The sequence below is a fragment of the Paenarthrobacter sp. E2MeOHC11 genome (assembly GCF_058744955.1).
The window spans coordinates 2168671-2185884 of record NZ_CP196673.1 but is presented as its reverse complement, the minus strand read 5'-3'; the positions used below and the strand labels follow the sequence as shown (position 1 = coordinate 2185884).

At 61.5% G+C, this 17214-nt stretch carries 14 protein-coding genes and 2 tRNA genes; 12 read left to right on the top strand and 4 right to left on the bottom strand.

Going from position 1 to position 17214, the window contains the following annotated elements:
* Positions 1–34: 34 nt before the first annotated feature.
* The 9 genes from gnd to ACSSVG_RS10145 all read left to right on the top strand — a co-directional run bounded on the left by gnd (position 35) and on the right by ACSSVG_RS10145 (position 9030).
* A complete protein-coding gene (gene gnd / locus ACSSVG_RS10185; RefSeq protein ID WP_231338787.1) occupies positions 35–919 on the top strand; it encodes a phosphogluconate dehydrogenase (NAD(+)-dependent, decarboxylating) in 885 nt (294 codons plus the stop codon).
* Positions 920–942: 23 nt separating this feature from the next.
* Complete coding sequence (gene recF / locus ACSSVG_RS10180) at positions 943–2136, top strand: DNA replication/repair protein RecF (RefSeq protein WP_231338786.1); 1194 nt, start codon at positions 943–945, stop codon at positions 2134–2136.
* Complete coding sequence (locus tag ACSSVG_RS10175) at positions 2123–2677, top strand: DciA family protein (protein WP_231338785.1); 555 nt, start codon at positions 2123–2125, stop codon at positions 2675–2677. The genes recF and ACSSVG_RS10175 overlap by 14 nt, the downstream gene beginning before the upstream one ends.
* Before the next feature lie 337 nt (positions 2678–3014).
* Positions 3015–5093, top strand: coding sequence for a DNA topoisomerase (ATP-hydrolyzing) subunit B (gyrB, locus tag ACSSVG_RS10170; RefSeq protein WP_492418734.1), 2079 nt, complete (start codon positions 3015–3017; stop codon positions 5091–5093).
* Positions 5094–5156: 63 nt separating this feature from the next.
* Complete coding sequence (gyrA, locus tag ACSSVG_RS10165; RefSeq protein WP_231338784.1) at positions 5157–7829, top strand: DNA gyrase subunit A; 2673 nt, start codon at positions 5157–5159, stop codon at positions 7827–7829.
* Positions 7826–8530: a DUF3566 domain-containing protein gene (locus ACSSVG_RS10160; RefSeq protein ID WP_492418732.1), complete on the top strand. Its 705-nt coding sequence runs from the start codon at positions 7826–7828 to the stop codon at positions 8528–8530. Before gyrA ends, ACSSVG_RS10160 begins: the two co-directional genes overlap by 4 nt.
* 113 nt (positions 8531–8643) lie before the next feature.
* Positions 8644–8717 (top strand) — tRNA-Ile (locus ACSSVG_RS10155).
* Between the two features lie 47 nt (positions 8718–8764).
* Positions 8765–8884 (top strand): DLW-39 family protein, encoded by a 120-nt coding sequence (locus ACSSVG_RS10150; protein WP_235036161.1) that lies wholly within the window; start codon positions 8765–8767, stop codon positions 8882–8884.
* Between the two features lie 70 nt (positions 8885–8954).
* Positions 8955–9030, top strand: a tRNA-Ala gene (locus tag ACSSVG_RS10145).
* 124 nt (positions 9031–9154) lie between these two features.
* Here the strand turns inward: ACSSVG_RS10145 and ACSSVG_RS10140 are convergent.
* Entirely contained in the window at positions 9155–11149 is a 1995-nt protein-coding gene (locus tag ACSSVG_RS10140; protein ID WP_492418730.1) for a glycoside hydrolase family 84 protein, read from the bottom strand.
* Positions 11150–11266: 117 nt separating this feature from the next.
* Between ACSSVG_RS10140 and ACSSVG_RS10135 the strand changes: the two genes are divergently transcribed.
* Positions 11267–12175: a DMT family transporter gene (locus ACSSVG_RS10135; RefSeq protein WP_253465283.1), complete on the top strand. Its 909-nt coding sequence runs from the start codon at positions 11267–11269 to the stop codon at positions 12173–12175.
* Positions 12176–12214: 39 nt separating this feature from the next.
* Here ACSSVG_RS10135 and ACSSVG_RS10130 read toward each other — a convergent pair whose 3' ends face one another.
* Entirely contained in the window at positions 12215–13090 is an 876-nt protein-coding gene (locus ACSSVG_RS10130) for a glycosyltransferase family 2 protein (RefSeq protein WP_231338779.1), read from the bottom strand.
* Between the two features lie 140 nt (positions 13091–13230).
* Positions 13231–14202 carry a hypothetical protein gene (locus ACSSVG_RS10125; RefSeq protein WP_492418727.1) on the bottom strand — a complete coding sequence of 324 codons (972 nt, stop codon included), beginning with the start codon at positions 14200–14202 and terminating at the stop codon, positions 13231–13233.
* A gap of 153 nt (positions 14203–14355) precedes the next feature.
* On the opposite strand from ACSSVG_RS10125, the gene ACSSVG_RS10120 reads away from it, so the two are divergent.
* Positions 14356–14898 carry a peptidylprolyl isomerase gene (locus ACSSVG_RS10120; RefSeq protein ID WP_026541003.1) on the top strand — a complete coding sequence of 181 codons (543 nt, stop codon included), beginning with the start codon at positions 14356–14358 and terminating at the stop codon, positions 14896–14898.
* 21 nt (positions 14899–14919) lie between these two features.
* Positions 14920–15774, top strand: coding sequence for a rhomboid family intramembrane serine protease (locus ACSSVG_RS10115; RefSeq protein ID WP_492418725.1), 855 nt, complete (start codon positions 14920–14922; stop codon positions 15772–15774).
* 44 nt (positions 15775–15818) lie between these two features.
* On the opposite strand, the gene ACSSVG_RS10110 is transcribed toward ACSSVG_RS10115, so the two are convergent.
* Positions 15819–16439 (bottom strand): GyrI-like domain-containing protein, encoded by a 621-nt coding sequence (locus tag ACSSVG_RS10110; RefSeq protein WP_492418723.1) that lies wholly within the window; start codon positions 16437–16439, stop codon positions 15819–15821.
* Positions 16440–17214 lie beyond the last annotated feature (775 nt).

Here is a 17214-nt window from a genome sequence, read left to right as displayed (position 1 = left end):
GTACCCGCCACCTTCGCAGAAAAGAGTTCACACTGTGCACATCGGTCTGATCGGCCTCGGAAAAATGGGTTTCAACATGCGCCAGCGCATGCGGAACGGCGGCATCGAAGTCACTGGTTTCGACCGCAATCCGGACGTCACTGATGTTGCTTCCGTAGATGAACTCATCGCGGCCCTTCCCACTCCCCGACTGGTCTGGGTCATGGTGCCGTCAGGCGCGATCACCGACGCCGTAGTGACCGAACTGGGTGAGAAACTGAGCCCTGGCGACTTGGTGATCGATGGCGGGAACTCGCGTTTCACCGAAGACCAGAAGCACGCTGCAGCACTTGCCGAAAAGAACATCCGATTCGCGGATTGTGGTGTTTCCGGCGGTGTTTGGGGCCTCGAAAATGGTTACGGCCTGATGGCCGGCGGCGCCGATGAAGACATCGAACTGGCTCTGCCGGTGTTCGATGCCCTCCGGCCTGAAGGCGAACGCGCCGACAGCTTCGTCCACGTTGGCGGTGTCGGTGCAGGCCACTACGCGAAGATGGTCCACAACGGCATCGAATACGGCCTTATGCAGGCGTACGCAGAGGGTTACGAACTGCTGGCGGCAAAGGACATCGTGAAGGACCTTCCGGGAACTTTCCGGGCCTGGCAAAAAGGCACCGTTGTGCGCTCATGGCTCTTGGACCTCATGGTCAAGGCACTCGATGAGGATCCGGGCCTGGCCTCGATCGACGACTACGTCGAGGATTCCGGCGAGGGTCGCTGGACCGTGGAGGAAGCGATCGCCAACGCAGTGCCGGCTCCGGCCATCACCGCCGCGCTCTTCGCTCGGTTTGCTTCCCGTGAGGACAACTCGCCGGCCATGAAGATGGTCTCTGCCTTGCGCCACCAGTTCGGCGGACACGCCACCCGTCCGGCCAACTAGGCCGCAGGAGTCCTGCAAACGGCGTGTACCTCGAACATCTTTCGCTGACGGATTTCCGCAGCTACGCACAGGTTGACCTGAAGCTCGGCCCCGGCGTGACGGTCCTGGTCGGTTCCAACGGGATTGGCAAGACCAACCTGATGGAAGCCATCGGGTACCTTGCCACGCTGAGTTCACATCGGGTGAGCACAGATGCGCCCCTGCTCCGGTTCGGCGCCGAGCGCGCGATGATCCGCGCCAGGCTTGTCCGTGGAGAGCAATCAACGGTCATTGAGCTTGAAATCAATGCCGGCCGGGCTAACCGGGGCCGTATCAACCGCAGCAATCCGGTCCGGGCAAGGGACATCCTGGGCATCTGCCAAACTGTTTTGTTCGCACCCGAAGATCTGGCGTTGGTCAAGGGAGACCCTTCGAACCGCAGGCGCTTCCTGGATGAACTGTTGGTCAGCCTTGTTCCGCGGCATGCTGCAACCCGCAGCGACTATGATCGCGTCCTGAAGCAACGTAATGCCCTGCTGAAATCGGCGCGGGCCGGGAAATTCACGGCAGGCCATGAAGCAACCCTGGACGTTTGGGACCAGCACATGGCCCGCGCCGGCGCGGAACTACTCCACGCCCGGCTCGAACTCGTGGAAAGATTGCGTCCCCATCTGAACAGCGCCTACGCACAGCTCACCGACGGATCCAAAGAGGCGGGTGCAGTCTACCGCTCAACCATCCAGGGCGTCCTGGACGACGACGGCGGCCCGGCGGACCACGGAACGGAACCTTCGCCGTCGGTTGACGACCTTCGGCTCCTGTCCGTGGATGAACTCACTGAACGCTACATCCAGGCCTTCGCAGCATCACGGAAGAAGGAACTGGAACGGGGCATCTCCCTGGTGGGCCCGCATCGTGACGAACTGGAGCTCACTTTGGGCCAAGCTCCTGCCAAGGGCTATGCATCCCACGGTGAAACATGGTCCATGTGCTTGTCCCTCCGGCTCGCTTCCTACTACGTGATGTTGGACGATGCCCGCACCGGAGGCACCGCTCCGATCCTCATCCTCGATGACGTTTTCGCCGAACTCGATGTCCAGCGCCGGCGTAAACTGGCTGCAATAGTGGCTGGCGCCGAGCAGGTGTTGGTGACTGCCGCCGTCGATGCCGATATCCCTGAGGAGCTGGCCGGACGGCGCGTAACCGTTGTTCCGGGAGGCATCGATGGCGAAGGATAGCCGCGACGGACTTCAACCCGGACGCGATCCGGACGAGATCGATGCTGCCCAAGCGGCGCTGAACCGGATGCGGGAGGCTGCTGCCGCCCGCGGTGAAGTGAGGCAACGGGCCCCCAGACCCGGGTCTGCCCCGAAGCGTAAGGGCATCCGGGATACCAGGGGATTCGCGCAATTCCACGGCAGCGGACGGGACCCCTTAGGCCTCGGAAATGTCGTTGGCCGATTGGTGGCCGAACGCGGGTGGACATCGCCTGTGGCCGTGGGCTCGGTGATGGCGGAATGGGAAACCTTGGTTGGAGGGGACATCTCGGCACATTGCACGCCGGAGAGCTTCACGGACACCACTCTCCATGTCCGTTGCGATTCAACGGCTTGGGCCACCCAACTGCGTTTGCTGAGCACGAGCCTCCTGGAGATGTTCCGCAATGAGCTTGGAGAAGGCGTGGTCACCAGTATCCAGGTGCTGGGCCCGTCGGCTCCAAGTTGGCGAAAAGGCGGGCGCAGCGTCAACGGTCGGGGCCCGAGGGATACTTACGGCTAAACGGCGTGCAGGGCGAATCAACGCCCCTGAGTCGTATAGGCCCCCATCGGGACCACCGTAGGGCGATTGCAGATAGGGCCAGTGGCCTCCTACGGCCATATTCAGCTCTCGGCTGCCCCCGTATTTGCAAGGATTCGAGCGTATCCACGATAGAATTGGCGTAGATCACTGAGCGCCGGTGAAACGTCGTTGGGGTACTGGATCCACTCGCGTGGCATAGGGACCCCCTTCGTCGGAGTAATCGGCGCAATCAGTCACGTGCCCGTTGGCGGCCGCGGTTCGCCGTGGGCAACACCGGGAACGGCCGACATCGAGTACAGAGGAGTCGAAAGCGCCTGTGGCTAACGACAATGCAGAGACCTTGGCAGTAGAGCCCGAAGAGGAGACTGTTCCCAAGCCTGACACGCCCACTGAGGCGCCCAGGGAGTACGGTGCCAGCGACATCACCGTGCTGGAGGGCCTCGAAGCCGTGCGCAAACGCCCCGGCATGTACATCGGTTCCACCGGTCCTCGTGGCTTGCACCACCTGGTCTATGAAGTGGTGGACAACTCTGTTGATGAGGCACTGGCTGGTTACTGCAGCCACATCGAAATCACTCTCCGTGCCGATGGCGGCGTCCGCGTTGTTGATGATGGCCGCGGTATTCCCGTAGACATTCACCCGACCGAAGGCAAGACAACGGTTGAAGTGGTCATGACCATCCTTCACGCCGGCGGTAAGTTCGGCGGCGGCGGCTACGCGGTTTCCGGCGGCCTCCACGGTGTGGGTATCTCCGTGGTCAACGCCTTGTCCCGCCGCGTGGACACGGAAGTCCGCCGGCAAGGCCACGTTTGGCGTATGACCTTCGCCGACGGCGGCAAGCCCCAGGGCGAACTCGTCAAGGGTGAAGCCACTGACGTCACCGGTACGTCCCAGACGTTCTACCCGGACGGGACTATCTTCGAGTCCACTGAGTTCGATTTCGAGACGCTTCGTGCGCGCTTCCAGCAGATGGCCTTCCTCAACAAGGGCCTGCGGATCACCCTGACGGACGAGCGTCCGGTGAACCGCGACGGTGATGATGACCTCGACCTCGACGCCGTTGCCACCGAAGGCGAAGTCGCCGCCGAGCACCGCACAGTGGTGTACCAATACCCGGACGGCCTGCTGGACTACGTCAAGCACCTGAACTCGAACAAGAAGGTCGAAATCGTCCACGAGGACGTCATCGCCTTCGAAACCGAAGACACGGAGCGGCACATCGCCGTCGAGGTCGCCATGCAGTGGACCACCGCGTACTCCGAAAGCGTCCACACATACGCAAACACGATCAACACCCATGAGGGCGGAACGCACGAAGAAGGCTTCCGCGCCGCGATGACCTCGCTGATCAACCGCTATGCGCGCGAGAAGAGCATCATCAAGGAAAAGGAAGACAACCTCACCGGTGATGACATTCGTGAAGGCCTGACGGCCGTTATTTCCGTCAAGCTTTCCGAGCCTCAGTTCGAAGGCCAGACCAAAACCAAGCTGGGCAACTCCGAGGTGAAGGGCTTCGTCCAGCGCGTTGTCACGGATCAGCTGGGCGACTGGCTGGAACGCAACCCCGGCCCCGCACGTGATGTGATCCGCAAGGCCATTTCCGCTGCCCAGGCACGCATGGCGGCCCGCAAGGCCCGCGATAACGCCCGCCGGAAGAGCCCCCTGGAATCCTTCGGTATGCCCGGCAAGCTCTCCGACTGCTCCTCGAAGGATCCTTCGCGTTGCGAGGTTTACCTGGTGGAGGGTGACTCCGCAGGTGGTTCGGCCAAGCGTGGACGCAACCCGGAGACCCAGGCCATCCTGCCACTGCGCGGCAAGATCCTGAATGTTGAGCGGGCCCGCCTGGACAAGGCCCTCGGCAACGCCGAAGTCCAGTCGATGATTACCGCCTTCGGTACAGGCATCGGCGAAGACTTCGACATTTCCAAGCTGCGGTACCACAAGATCGTCCTCATGGCCGATGCTGACGTTGACGGCCAGCACATCACCACGTTGTTGATGACTCTGCTGTTCCGCTACATGCGTCCGCTCATCGAGAACGGCTACGTCTACCTGGCCCAACCCCCGCTGTACAGGATCAAGTGGTCCAACGCGGCCCACGATTACGTCTACAGCGACCGCGAACGAGATGAAACCATCCGCAAGGGTGCTTCCATGAATAAGCGACTCCCCAAGGACAACGGCATCCAGCGCTACAAGGGCCTGGGCGAGATGGACTACACGGAACTGTGGGATACCACCATGGACCCCGATCGCCGCACCCTGTTGCAGGTCACCATGGATGATGCACTGGCCGCTGACCAGACCTTCTCTGTCTTGATGGGCGAGGACGTTGAATCGCGCCGTAACTTCATCCAGCAGAACGCCAAGGACGTCAGGTTCCTCGATATCTAGGGCTCCACAAGGGCATCTGAATATTCCAGAACTGACATATACCTGAAACGGAAACCTTAGATTATGAGTGACGAAACTCCCGAAGTCCCGGCGGAATCGAATGACGCAGAGGATGTTGTTCTTGAGGGTGATGTGCTGACCGACCGCGTGGAGCAGGTGGACCTGCAGACGGAAATGCAGAGGTCCTACCTGGACTACGCCATGGCCGTTATTGTGGGCCGCGCCCTCCCTGACGTCCGTGACGGACTGAAGCCGGTGCACCGCCGCGTTTTGTACGCAATGTTCGACGGCGGCTACCGCCCCGACCGCTCTTTCAACAAGTGCGCCCGCGTGGTGGGCGATGTCATGGGTACCTATCACCCGCACGGTGACATGGCGATCTACGATGCTTTGGTCCGCCTGATCCAGGACTGGACCATGCGGTACCCGCTGGCACTTGGCCAGGGCAACTTCGGTTCGCCCGGTAACGACGGCGCTGCCGCACCGCGTTACACCGAAACCAAGATGGCCCAACTGGCCATGGAAATGGTCCGCGATATCGACGAGGAAACCGTCGACTTCCAGGACAACTATGACGGCAAGAACCAGGAACCGACCATCCTGCCGGCGCGTTTCCCCAACCTGCTGGTCAACGGCTCCTCAGGCATCGCCGTCGGCATGGCCACCAACATTCCACCGCACAACCTTCGCGAGGTCGCAGAGGGTGTGCAGTGGGCGCTTGAGAACCCCACCGCCACCCGCGAGGAGCTCCTCGAAGCACTGTTGCTGCGCATCAAGGGACCCGACTTCCCAACTGGTGCCACCATCCTTGGCCACAAGGGCATCGAAGATGCGTACCGTACCGGCCGTGGCTCCATCACCATGCGCGCCGTGGTCAATGTCGAGGAACTCCAGGGCCGCACCTGCTTGGTGGTCACCGAACTTCCTTACCAGGCCAACCCGGACAACCTTGCCATCAAGATTGCTGAACTGGTCAAGGACGGCAAGATCCAGGGCATCGCAGACCTCCGCGATGAAACCTCCGGCCGTACAGGCCAACGCCTGGTGATCGTGCTCAAGCGCGACGCCGTGGCGAAGGTGGTCTTGAACAACCTCTACAAGCACACGCAGCTGCAGGACAACTTCTCGGCGAACATGCTGGCAATTGTCGACGGCGTCCCGCGCACCTTAAGCCTGGATGCTTTCATCCGCCACTGGGTTGCGCACCAGATGGACGTCATTGCACGCCGCACCCGCTACCGCCTGCGCAAGGCCGAGGAAGAAGCGCACATTCTGCGTGCACTCCTCAAGGCCCTGGACATGCTGGACGAGGTCATTGCCCTCATCCGCGCTTCCAACACCACAGAAGCTGCCCGCGAAGGCCTCATGGGGTTGCTGGAGATCGATGAACTCCAGGCCCGCGCCATCCTGGACATGCAGTTGCGCCGACTGGCCGCCCTGGAACGCCAGAAGATCCAGGATCGTCACTCCGAGCTCGAAGCGATGATCGAGGAGTACAACGCGATCCTGGCTTCCGAGGAACGCCAGCGCCAGATCATCAGCGAGGAACTCGCGGAGATCGTCGCCAAGCACGGAGATGACCGCCGGACGCACATCCTGATGGGCTTCGACGGCGACATGTCCATGGAAGACCTGATTCCCGAAGAGGAAATGGTCGTCACCATTACGCGCGGTGGGTACGTCAAGCGCACCCGCAGCGACAACTACCGTTCCCAGCAGCGTGGCGGCAAGGGTATCAAGGGTGCGCAGTTGCGAGGCGACGATGTCGTTGAGCACTTCTTCGTCACCACTACCCACCACTGGCTGCTGTTCTTCACCAACTTGGGTCGCGTCTACCGTGCCAAGGCTTACGAGCTCGCTGAAGCCGGCCGTGATGCCAAGGGCCAGCACGTCGCCAACCTGTTGGCCTTCCAGCCGGATGAGCACATCGCCCAGGTTCTTGACCTAAGGGACTACCAGCAGGCTCCGTACTTGGTGCTCGCCACCAAGAACGGACTGGTCAAGAAGACGAGGTTGGAGGACTATGACACCAACCGCACCGCCGGTGTCATCGCGATCAACCTGCGCGACGAGGACGAGTTGGTCTCCGCCCAGCTGGTCAGCGAGACCGATGACCTGCTTCTGGTTTCACGCAAGGGCCAGTCGATCCGATTCACAGCCACCGATGACGCACTGCGCCCCATGGGCCGGGCTACCTCGGGTGTAACCGGTATGAAGTTCCGTGAAGACGACGAACTGCTTGCCGCAGATGTGGTCCAGGACGGCTCCTTCGTCTTCATCGTTACTGAGGGTGGCTATGCCAAGCGGACCGCAGTGGACGAATACCGCCTGCAGGGCCGTGGCGGCCTGGGCATCAAGGTAGCCAAGCTTGCTGAAGACCGCGGTGACCTTGTGGGCGCCTTGATCGTGCAGGAAGAGGACGAAGTCCTGGTAGTCATGGAAGGCGGCAAGGTGGTCCGCTCGGCAGTGACCGGCGTCCCTGCCAAGGGCCGTGACACCATGGGCGTCATCTTCGCCAAGCCGGACAAGAATGACCGCATTATTGAGGTTGCACGCAACAGCGAACGCGGCCTGGAAGGCGAAGAGTCCGAAGACGGACTCGACGATGACGTAACGTTGGCTGCAAACGACGGCGCCTCCGAGGCGACCGTGACGGCCGAAACGGAAAACGACGCAGACCCGGATATCGAAACGGGCGCGGAGCTGAACGAAGACAACACCGGAGGTAACGAGTGAGTAATTCCGACTCATATCCCAAGCCGAGCACAGGTGTCCCCGGCGGACTCCGGCAGCCCTCGGGCAGCGCACAGGCAGGAACCCCTGCACGGCCCCAGCAGCGTCCCGGAACCGGGTCCACCGGTTCCGGTGCCACAGGAGCACGACCCGCTAACGGGACCAACTCCGCTCAGCGGCCCGCCGGCGCTCCGGGACAGCGACCCGCGCAGGCAGGTCAGCGTCCTGCCGGCGCCCCCGGGCAACGACCGGCTCAGCCCGGCCAGCGCCCCGCGGGTTCCGCGGCCCAGCGCCCCGCCCAGGGCGCTCCCGGCCTGGTGAAGCCTGCTCCCAAGGCCAAGGTTCGTCGCGCACGCCTCTTGGTCAGCAAGGTGGACCCGTGGTCAGTCCTGAAGATGGCATTCCTGCTTTCTGTTGCGCTGGGCATCGTCACCGTAGTTGCTGCCATCGTGCTCTGGACGGTGCTGGATCTCACGGGCATCTTCAACCAGGTGGATAGCCTTCTGGGCACCCTGGCGGGATCGGAGGGCAGTGGATTCGAGCTGAAGAAGATTGCCTCGCTGGGCCAAGTTGCATCCTTCGCCACCATTATTGCCGTGGTGAACGTGGTCTTGCTGACCGCACTGTCCATGCTCTCAGCGGTTCTGTATAACATTTCCGCAACGTTGGTTGGCGGCGTCGGCGTCACGCTGACCGACGACTAGCAAAAACCCGCGGAATGACGCCGAAATCGGCGGAAAACCTCCGCGGAAAAGCCTCGATTTGAGATCGGGCCGGGATGTGCTGTACAGTCATATCTCGGCCCGATGAGGCATCGGGGCGTATAGCTCAGGCGGTTAGAGCGCTTCGCTGATAACGAAGAGGTCCCAGGTTCAAGTCCTGGTACGCCCACGGAACCGAAAGAGGTTCAGGTAAAACTGAACCGGAATGAGGTACTTGTGAAGAAGTTGCTGGTAGTAGTGGCAGCGGCAATCGCAGGTGTCCTGGTCTATAAAAAGGCCCAGGAATCCGAAGCCCGGAAGGATGTCTGGAGCAAGTCAACCGACAAGGTCGACTAGCCGAAGGGCCCGATTCGAACTGGTAATTGCCAGCCCGGACATGGGGTATGATTGACGGGTTGCTTCTTATGGGGGCATGGCGCAATTGGTAGCGCACCTGCTTTGCAAGCAGGGGGTTCGGGGTTCGAGTCCCCGTGCCTCCACCATAAGAAAAGTCCCGGTCAGAAATGACCGGGACTTTTGCCTTTAATGCCCGATGCCCGGGGATAACATTCGGCCTCCCTCAGCATCATTCCGACGGCGCTGGTCGCCTCGCGCACACAACGGTTCCTAGCTGGGCGGTACAGTCTGCAGTGCCCGCTCGAGGAATACGGTCAGTTCGCCATTGCCCAGGACGGGCGTCACCACGCCAAGTTCCAACGTTGGCTGCGTCTTTGCCCCGGCTGTCTTCAGGGCGCCCTGCACGTTGATGCGGGCTGCGGCGGCGGCCTGTGCATCGCCACGCTTGGCGGCCTTCAGCATGTTCAGGGCAGCCTCCACGCCACGTCCGTACTCTGCCGCCGCTGCAACCCACGTGGAGCCGTCCTGGGCGAAACCGGGCATCGCCATGCGTGGCAGGAGTTCGGGAAGCCGTTGAAGCAGCCCAGCGCGACTCCGCAATGCCTCCGATGGTGACTTGCCGGCGTCGTAATCCGTCCAGAACTGGTCAATATCGCGTTGCAGCTCCGGGGCGGATGGTGTGAGGTCGTCGTCCTGCCAGTCTTGGTTCAGGTCCACGAAAGCCCGCACCGCGGCTTGGACTTCCGGGTCGGGTCCGGAGAGCAGGGACAAGGCCGCGTTCATGGATTTGGCGGGGTCGTATGCCGGGCCGTTCCAGGAGAGGTCTGCGTAGTTGAAGATGGCCGGCAAGGACAGATAGGGCTGAATCATGGGGTTGGTGACAATGCCCTGGATGGACTGATGGAGGTTGGCGTCCCTCCCGATCACGGGGGCCAGGAAGAGATGATCCTGGGAAAAGTCGTTGACAGGATAGTTGTCCCAAATGACGATGGGCCGGGAGTCGCCGGGGCTCCCGTAGGTCCCGGCGGCCGTTTCCGCTGATTTCAGGGTGATCCGGTGTGAGACCACATCCTCACCCGTCCACTGCACCACGATCCCGGGATTCAACGCCTGGCCAAGTTCCCGCTTATAGGGAGTGCTCGCGGAGCCGTTGTAGAAGGTGGGAACCGTTTCCAGTGGGAGGACGCCGTCCTTGGCAGAGATGAACTTGGCATTCACGTCGTTGAGGAAGGATGCCTGTGCCTTTGCCAGGTTGGCCTGACCCGAACCAAACTCCCGGAGATCGTCGGCACATTGGACTTTCGTGGCGATGTCATCGAGGGGAATCACGAAGGAACGGACACCCAGCGAGTACAGGGATTCAAGCTTGGCCACCGCGTCATCGAGGTCAGCCTCGCGCGAATAGCAAATGTCGATTCCCGGTGAGAGGGCGTAGCTGAAACGGATATGGTTGGCCGCTGCTGTGTCGATGAGCTCCCGCAGCTCCTCAAGCTCCTGATTCGTGTAAAGGTCCCGCCATCGTTCCCTCAACAAGGGATCGTCCTTCGGCGAATAGATGTAAGTGTTCATCTTCTGCCTGCCCGCGAATTCGATGACATCCAGGCGGGCCTGATGGGACCAGGGGGTGCCGTAGAAGCCCTCGATGACACCGCGGGTTTCCATCAGCGGCCAGTCACCCACCAGGACCGGAACCACTGAACCGTCCCTGAGCACCTGCCGTAGGGTCTGGACGGCGTGGAAGACGCCGTCGTTGTCCCGTCCTGCCAGCACGGCCGTCGGAATCCCGCCGGGCTGTCCTGTGGCAACCACATAGCCTTCTGCGTGCCCAAGAGCGTCCCGGAGAGTGGCATCGCTGTCCAGCTGCAAATCGCTGAGAACCGGAGCTACGGCTGAGTCCACGCCCAAATGGATGGCAGATGACCCTTCGCGTGGGTTCGCAAGCGCTGTCACCACCTCCGACGTGCCCCCGGCGCCTGCCACAAGGTCCTGCACTGCGGCGGTGGAGGCTTGATCCGTTCCAGCGGGGGCAACCACGTACACGTGGCCGTTCAAGGGAACAGGGCTGCCCGTTCCGGCCTTGGCGTGCTGCGGCACGGGGAAGATACTTGGAACGCCCGCCCTGTTTCCTTCGGGCTCGTCAGGGCGGTCACGTGGAACAGCGAACCACCCGGCAACAACGAGCGCGGCCGTCAGCACCCCGGCCGCGACCAGCAGCAGAACAGATCGCCGACGCTTGGTGCCGGTGCCGACGGGTGCCGTGTTCAATCAGATAACCCCTTGGGTACGCCGTGACCGGCTCACTGGAATGCTGAGTCAAGACAACCACACTGTTGGAGCATCAGATAGGGCTGGAGCGCTCCCCCGCCCCACTAGGGTTAATCCGTGACCCTTCTCATTGCTGCCCTCGGCGTACTGGGTGTTGCCTCTTCCGGACCACTCATCGCAGGAACCCTTGGAGCCACCTCCGTTACGGCCTTGGCCATCGCCTTTTGGCGGAATGCGATAGGTGCGGTGGTGATGGCTGCTCCCGTCGCTATCCGTGAGCCAAAAGCATTCGGCAGGATCACCCGGCGCGAGTTTGGCTGGTCCGCCCTGGCCGCTATTGCACTTGCGTTCCACTTCGCCTGCTTCATCACCGCGCTTCAGCTCACGTCCGTTGCGGCCGCTACGGCCTTGGTGTGCCTGCAATCGGCATGGATAGCGGTGTTCCAGATGTTCCGGGGTACACGGCACCGCTGGCCGGTGTTGTTGGGCCTTGGGATCGCTTTTGGCGGCGTGGTTGCCATCACCGGATTCGACATGGGGTCATCTCCTGAGGCCCTGCTGGGCGATCTGCTGGCGCTGGCCGGCGGCGCGCTGGCTGGCCTCTATACCCTTGCGGGAGGGAAAGCCCGTCAATCCATGGGAACCGGGACCTACACGACTCTTTGCTACGGCATGTGCGCGGCGATCGTGGCGGTACTCGCCTTGTTCAGCGCGCAGCCACTGACAGGGTTCGACGCCGGAGGCTGGCTTGGCATTATCGCCATCACCGTTTGCGCCCAGCTGGTGGGGCACACGGCCTTCAACCATCTGCTTGCCACGATGAGCCCTTTGTTGGTGTCCATGATCATCCTGCTGGAAATCCCGGGTGCAGCAATCCTGGCAGCCATTTTCCTGAATGAGACCTTGCCGGCGGGCACCTATGCGGGATTGGCGCTGATTCTTGTTGGCCTGGCCGTGGTCGTTGCCGGGCAGCGGCGTGGCCGGACTGAAGCAGACCGGCGCGAACCCGAGCTTGGCGCTGACTGACGTTCCGGCGTCGTGCGTATGCCATGGGGCGCAGGGCGCCTAAACACCACCGCGGCGGGCGCCCTGGGCGGTGTTGGCCGTATGGATGGCCCGTAGCAACTTTGCCGGGAAGTACACAGAGAAGAACACCACCATGGGCGCTTTCAATGCCATCTTCTTGACGTTGTGGGCCTTGTACGTCCGGTCGAAACGTTGGACGTAGTAGCGGTAATCGCGAGGTGAGTCCTCGAGGCGGCGGGCAGACATGCCGGACACCATCTGGGGCAGGTACTGCACTTTGAGGTCGTGTTCGAAGAGGTGCAGCGAGAGATCGATGTCCTCGTGCATCTCGTCCCTGGGGTCCAGGCACGCTTCGTCGCGGATGGTCTCCCATGCGGTGCGACGCAGGGCCATGTTGGAACCGAAAAGGAAGTGGTACTGGTGCTTGGCCAGCCGCAACATGAGTTGGCGCATCTTGTCGTCGGCCTTGAGCCCGAAGCGGCGCATGGGCATGTCGTAGTAGACCACTGGTCCTGTGGCGGCGGCGACCGAGGGATCCATGAATGCCTTTTGGACCTGCTCCACCCAGTCGGGTTCCAGAACGGAGTCGGCGTCGATCCGGCCAACAACGTCGCCCGTGGCGTTGTTCAGCCCGTGATTCCGGGTGGGAATCAGGCCCTGCGCGGCTTCCTGCCGCAGGAGGATGATGGGGCTTTCCGGATATTCCTGCTGCATCTGCCGCACAATTTTGGCCGTGCGGTCCGTGGACAGATTGTCCACCACGATGATCTCATCGGCAGGTACGGACTGGTAGATGGCCGCGATGAGGCACTGGCGAATGACGCTTTCCTCGTTATACGCCGGGATGACAATGGACACGCCCGGGAGCACCGGACCATCCTGAAGGGCACCCGCAGAGGGTCTATCGGCTGACATCACTCCAAATCTAACACCCGTGGCAGTGCGTCCGATGGAGGCTTTGGTTACAAGCCGGCAAACACTGAAGGGACCCCGGCCGAGGCCGGGATCCCTTCAATTGCCTGACTTGATGCCCTGGTGGGGCGGTTCGTCAGGTGTTAGTTCTGTGTACCTTTGGCAGCGGAGTCCGTGCCTTCGGTGTCCTTGTGCAGGCTGGCAGCGATGTTCTTGACGGCAGTCTTGGCGTCGGTGGCCACCTTGGCAGTGGACTCTTCAACGTTCTTGAAGGCGTCCTTGGTTGCCTGCTCAGCCTCAGCTGCTGCTTCTTCCGGAGTGATGTCCGAGGTGCCGGACGCTGTGGCTGCTGCCGTGGCTGACGCAGCAGCATCGGTCGGAGCCGGAGCTGCCGACGTTGCCGGTACCGGAGCGGGCGTCGGTGTGACCGGGGAAGGCGTCTTCCACGGATCCTCCACCGGCTTGGAAGCCTTCCATGCGGCAACACCGGCGGCAGCGGCTGCGGCGATAACAGTCACGATCAGCCAGCCGCGCTTCTTGGGCTTCGGTTCTTTGCCCAGCTTGGAGGAGACGGCCTTGGTCGCATCCTCCGCCACTGCCTTGATCTGCTTGCCGGTGGCCTGCGCCTGCTCCTGGACGCTGTGCACGACGCCGGAATCGACCAGCTTCTGCGCTACGGCGTCAACCTGGGCCGGCGCGTTCTCCAAGGCGTGGTGGACTGCTACCGATGCCTGGCCCAATTGCTCGGACAGCTTGGGCAGGTATTCGTCCACTACTTTGTCCCGGGCGTGGCCAAGCGCCGGAGTTGCCTTGTTGAGCGTCTCCTGGATCCTGGGTGTTGCGTCCTCCACTGCGTCATGGATCTTCGGCGCGAGGTGCGCCAGTCCATCCTGAATCCTCGGCGTAACCACTGCAACGCCGTCGGCGAGGTTGTGCGCAGCGGACTTCAGCCCCTCTTGGATCTTAGGGGAAGCGGTGTCAATGCCGTGCTGGATACGCGGAACAGCCCAGTTGACGGCTGCTTCCACACGGGGCGCAGCCCAGTCGCGGGCGTTATCCACGCCGGTCACAACGGATTGTTCGAGGTCGCGGGCAATACGGTCTGATTTCTTCACAACTACCTCCCGATACACATGCTCGTTTGTTGCTAGCCTACGTCGCTTGGGGAACACCGGCTATTCATCTGCCGGATTCGTCCCGGATTTCACCGAGCGCGGAACCGGCTTTACAACAGCACCGGCGTTGACCCTGCATGAAACAATGGGGCCATGACCATCGCAACCGCAAAAGCAACGATCCACACGACCCTCGGCGACATCAAGGTTGACCTCTTCGGCAACCACGCGCCCAAGACGGTCGCCAACTTCATTGGCTTGGCCACGGGCGAAAAGTCCTGGAACCACCCTGAAACGGGCGAAGACAAGACCGGGACGCCGCTGTATGACGGCACCATTTTCCACCGGATCATCAAGGACTTCATGATCCAGGGTGGCGATCCCCTGGGTCGCGGCGTTGGCGGACCGGGTTACCAGTTCGACGACGAAATCCACCCGGAACTGACCTTCAACGCTCCTTACAAGCTGGCCATGGCCAATGCGGGTATCCAGATGGGCAAGGGCACCAACGGGTCACAGTTCTTCATCACCACCGTGAACACCGACTGGCTGTTCGGCAAGCACAGCATCTTCGGTGAAGTCACTGACGAGGAATCCCGCAAGGTTGTGGACTCGATCGAGGCTGTCCGCACCGGCATGGGTGACCGCCCCGTTGAGGACGTCGTCATCAACAGCATCGACATCGAACAGCTCTAGTCACAACCTGAACCTGAGCTCATGAGTTACGGAATTCCGTCGGCAGAGCCGTCCGCTGATATTCCGGTGTGCCCAAGGCACCCGGACAGGCCCTCCTATGTGCGGTGCCAGCGCTGCGGGCGCCCTGCGTGCCCCGAGTGCCAGCGGGCGGCCGCCGTCGGGTTCCAATGCGTTGACTGCGTCAACGAACAAAAACGTACGACGCCGACATACCGGTCGCCGTACGGCGGCGCCTTGGCCGTGGGACGGCCGTTGGTGACGTACGTGATCATCGGCTTGTGCCTGCTGATCTTCGTCCTTCAGTGGATTGTGCCAGGGGACTTCGTCTTCCAGAACTTCGCCTTCGCGAATATCTTCGCCGATAGCCAACCGTGGCGCATGCTCACCGCAGCCTTCCTGCATTCGCAGGGATTCCTGCTTCATATTGTCTTGAACATGTACACGCTGTGGATCTTCGGACAAGCCCTGGAGCCGTTGCTCGGGCGGATCCGCTTCCTCGCTTTGTACCTGGTCTCTGCCATCGGCGGATCGGTGGGCTACTTGGCCCTCACCCCGATGTTGCCGCCCGTAGCCGTCGTTGGCGCTTCCGGTGCCATCTTCGGTCTCTTCGGCGCCATGCTGGTGGTACAACGTCATCGCGGCGGTGAAACCAAGCAACTCTGGGTCCTGATAGCCATCAATGGCGCGATCGGGTTCTTTGTCCCCAGCATTGCCTGGCAGGCCCACCTGGGAGGTCTGATCACCGGCGGCCTCGCGGCCGCCGTCATCGCCTATGCCCCGCGCGGCAAGAACCAGGCCTTGCTGCAGGCCGGGGGGCTCATCCTCGTGGCCGGCCTCTTGGCTATAGTTACCGTGTTCCGCGTCACCGCTGGATAGCGGGCTTCCCGTGCTCCATCTTTCTTAGACCACCGCAGGCTTCTTTAGAACACCGCAGGCTTGACCGGCTGGCGGAGGATGGTCTTCAGCTTTTCCGGTGCCGTCCGGCGCACATCGCCGAGGTAGATTTCATGGTGCTTCCCGGTCATCGCCAGGGAGTTCCCGGGGATAAAGCTGCTGTGCATCTCCTCGAGGACCGGTCCCTCAGCGTCGTATGGCCCTATATGGAGCGTCTGCACGCTCAACCCCTCTTCAAGCGTCTCCAAGCGGAGCGCCTCCAATGCCGGGGCCTCCCCCTTCTTGGCAACCACTTCGCGCGCAGCGTCGAAATGCTCAGACGTGATCCAGCCCGGAACCATGTTCATCAGCGTCCAGTCCCACTGTGACTTGTCCCGGGCGCTGGTGAACGCCTCCATGTCATCAGCCCACCAGAGGCCCTCCAAGGGCATCACACCGTAATCCTTGTCGAGTTCGTTCTTGCTGAAGAACTTCAGCTTGTAGGCGACTGGATACAGCGTGGCCAGTGCGTCCTTATAGGCCTCGGAGGTGTTGGGATTCCCGTGGCCGTCGATCATCAGAAACTGCAGGGGTGGGACGGTCACCAAGGAGAACTCACCGTGCTTGGCACTGTAAGTCCGGATCTCTTTCTTGAAGTCGCTCTTCATGGCACCACGGTACGCCCAGGGAAATCCGCCACGGTACTCGATCCCGGCACCCACCTAGGACAAGTTATCCACAGCTGTTATCCACACTGTGCGTAACTTACATGGGTGTAGTTAGAGCTTCATTGTGTCGGTGGGGCCGTCAGATCGGCAGATATCCCCGGAAAGGCATGAATTTCTCCACACCTGTGGATAACTTTGTCCCCGCCCAGGCCGGATATGTGGATAAAGAGGGCCAAATGCCTGCACATGTGGACAACCCTGTTAATTACGCCCTGCAGCAGTAGCTATCAACAGGCTTATCAACATTGTTAATAACTTACACGCGTGTAGTTCACGCTAGGTCCGGAGCTCTGAGCCCCGGCATCGCAGGGATTCGCGCAGGGAAACCCACACGTTATCCCCACCTGTGGATAACGTGTGGGTAGGTGGTTGTTATTAAGTGGGTAACTTTCAGACCAGGTTGCCCTTGCTCAGGGAAACGTGTCCGCAGAGGGGCATAGGGCCGAGACCCTCCGGAATGACTCCAAGCAAATCCGGCAATGCCGCGATGTTGAACTTTCGATGAAGTTTGGAGCACTATCCACAGCGCAGTACACAGTGGGTATAACTGTCCCCACCCGGACGGCACGATCAAAATCTGCGCCAGTGCACCGATTTCGAGCCAATATGCATGGATGTCCACAGAGTTTATCCACGCCTGTGGATAAAGTTGCCCACTTCTGTGGACAAGGGTTGGGGATTACCGAGGCAAAGAATCATCACGGGTGGGCCCGCA